Genomic DNA, 2,993 nt, shown 5'->3' with positions numbered 1-2,993 from the left:
CCAAGGCCGTGAACCACGTGACCGGGTGATCTGATGCAAGCGCTGGCCCAAAATATTCAGTCCCCCCTGAACCGTTCAAGCTATGCTGATGGGTTGCGCTCGGAACTGCGGGCGTTGTGGCGGAACATTTTGATGAAACGGGCGCCGCATGTAGCGACATGGGCCGGGGCCTCACCGCTGCAATCCATCCCCACCGGGCCCGAGGCGACGCCCTATTTGCAGGCCCTGTCTATCTGGTTCCAATTGTTGCGTATCATCGATGAAAACGCCGAAGTCAGAGATCGTCGACTGACCGAGACCAATAGCGGGCCCGAAGCGGTCGAAGGCGGGTTTGCCGAGGTGTTGTCTGACCTGTCCCTGGCAGTCAGTCCAATGGAAAAACTGACCGCTAATCTGTGTGCCGGACCCACCCTAACCGCGCATCCAACCGAGGCCAAACGGGTCACCGTACTGGAAATCCACCGGCGGATTTATCGCAACCTTGTCAGTCTTGAAACGCAACGATGGACCCCAACTGAGCGCGCCGACTTGCTGAAAAACCTGGAAGGTGAAATTGACCTCCTGTGGCTGACCGGTGAACTTCGCCTGACGCGGCCAAGCCTGCACGATGAGATCGAGTGGGGTTTGCAATTCTTCAGGGACGCAATCTTTGACGCTGTCCCGCAAGTCATGGATCGGTTCGATCAAGCCTGCCTGCACATGCTGGGAAAGACCTTGAGCAAAACGCCCAGTATTCGCTTTCACAGCTGGATCGGAGGCGACCGGGACGGCAATCCGAATGTCACGACAGAGATGACCGCGCTGGCCTTGCAACGTGGGCGCGAAACGGTTCTGGACCTCTACGGTCAAGCCCTTAAACAAGCCGCAAGCAAGCTGAGTATCAGTGCGCTCATATTGCCGCTGCCCGAACCACACAGGACACGTGTACAAGAAATTGTCGACCGGGCTCCGGACACTGGCCGCAATCAGAACGAACCGTTCCGGAAGGCTCTGGATGCCTTACGCCTTCGGCTGATAAAAGACGGCTATAACCACATTTCGCAATTCGTGAACGATCTAAACGCGCTTGATGCCGCTTTATGCGCGGTCAAAGCCGAAAATCTGGCGCGAAGACATATCCGCCCACTGCGCCGGGCCGCAGCGGTTTTTGGGTTCCGTACCGCAACGCTGGACATACGCCAGAATTCCACCGTCACAACCGATGTTCTGGCCGAAATTTGGTCACAATCCGGGCAGGCATTGGAATATGGTACGCCCGAATGGTCTGCCCGTTTGCGGGCCGAATTGGCCGATCAGAACTTGCCCTATCAAAATCGGGAAGCGCTGAGTGATCAGGCCCAAGAGCTCCTTGCCCTCCTGACACTTGTCTACAGCGTTCGATCGGGACCAGACCCCAAGGCTATCGGACCATTCATCCTGTCAATGACCCGTTCCGCCGACGACATTCTCGGTGTCTATCTTCTGGCCCGGTACGCAGGATTCGGGTCCGAAACTCTGGATTTATCAGTGGTCCCACTGTTCGAGACGATTGCCGACCTGCGCAATGCCCCAGCGATATTGCTGGACGTTCTTGATGTTCCGCTTTCCCGCCGCAGCCTTAAAACCGAAGGTAACGTGATCGAGGTGATGCTGGGTTACTCAGATAGTGGCAAGGATGGCGGCTATTTCTGTTCAACCTGGGAATTGGAGCGCGCGCAACGAAGGATCGTCACAGCACTGGCCTCGCAAGGTTTCAAGGCTACATTTTTTCATGGGCGCGGCGGCTCCGTCAGCCGGGGCGGAGCACCTACCGGGCGCGCCATCGCCGCACAACCCAGCGGAACCATTGCCGGACGCTTGCGTGTTACGGAACAGGGTGAGGTTGTTTCGACCAAGTATGCTAACCGCGGCACAGCTGCAGCGCATCTGGAATTACTGCTCTCAAGCACGCTTCGACATACGGCTAACCCCAGCGAAACCCCGCCCCGGCCCGAATTTGACGATGCGCTGGATGCCCTATCGGAACTGTCGCAAACAGCCTATGTATCGCTTCTGCAGATGCCGGGTTTTCTGGACTACTTCCAGCAGGCCAGCCCCGTCGAGGAACTTGCTCGCCTAAAAATCGGCTCCCGCCCGACCCGTCGGTTCGGCGCAGCTAGTCTCGATGATCTGCGGGCTATTCCATGGGTTTTTGCGTGGTCGCAGAACCGCCACCTGATTACCGGTTGGTACGGGTTTGGTGCAGCCATGGCCAGCTTTCGCAAATTCCGAGGTTCGCGCGGTGACGAAGTTTTGCAAGAAATGTTTCAGAAATCTCGCCTGTTCCGCCTCGCTGTCGATGAGATGGAGAAATCGCTCTATCAGGCTGATATGGGCATCGCCACGCAATACGGCGAACTGGTGCGCGATAAGTATATCCGCCAAAGCATCTCTCAGGCGATCAAAACAGAATTCGATAACGCTTGCAGCGCTGTGCAGTTTCTGACTGGCGGTCAGACAATAGGTCACCGTTTTCCCCGGCTGTGCGAACGATTTGATCGCAAACGGGCGGAGCTGGCTCGCATTCACGCATTGCAAGTCGAACTGCTGCAACAAGCCCGAAACAAATCGCAAGCAGGATCAGTCCCTGTGCCGCTACTGCAATCCATGAACGCTATTTCCGCTGGCCTTGGCTGGACCGGCTAACCAATTTCAGGAGATATGCCCCGTGAATGTCCCGCATCGTCTAGACGGTTTTTTCACCCAATCCCTATCTGATCGTGACCCTGAGCTTTTTGGTTCGATCACATCTGAGCTGGGCCGCCAGCGCGACGAGATCGAGCTGATCGCGTCCGAGAACATCGTCTCTGCCGCCGTGATGGAAGCGCAGGGCTCGGTGATGACCAACAAATACGCCGAAGGCTATCCTGGTCGGCGGTATTACGGCGGCTGCCAATTCGTTGATATCGCTGAAAACCTGGCCATCGACCGCGCCAAGCAGCTGTTCGGCTGCGACTTCGCCAACGTGCAGCCGA

The 2,993-nt window shown here is 56.9% G+C and carries 1 protein-coding gene and 1 pseudogene; both read left to right on the top strand.

What is annotated here, in order from left to right:
• Positions 1 to 33: 33 nt before the first annotated feature.
• Entirely contained in the window at positions 34 to 2,664 is a 2,631-nt protein-coding gene (locus tag ACR0AL_RS20925) for a phosphoenolpyruvate carboxylase (RefSeq protein ID WP_480664532.1), read from the top strand.
• A 22-nt stretch (positions 2,665 to 2,686) separates the two neighbouring features.
• A pseudogene (gene glyA, locus ACR0AL_RS20920) lies at positions 2,687 to 2,993 on the top strand (serine hydroxymethyltransferase); the annotation flags it as partial.

The sequence above is a fragment of the Ruegeria sp. BB1 genome, from assembly GCF_056539465.1.
The sequence above is the reverse complement of the archived record's forward strand: the minus strand, read 5'-3'. Positions and strand labels throughout refer to the sequence as shown.

Excerpts from the sequence above, each read along its gene's own strand:
- ACR0AL_RS20925 (WP_480664532.1), top strand. The coding sequence starts at position 34 with ATGCAAGCGCTGGCCCAAAATATTCAGTCCCCCCTGAACCGTTCAAGC.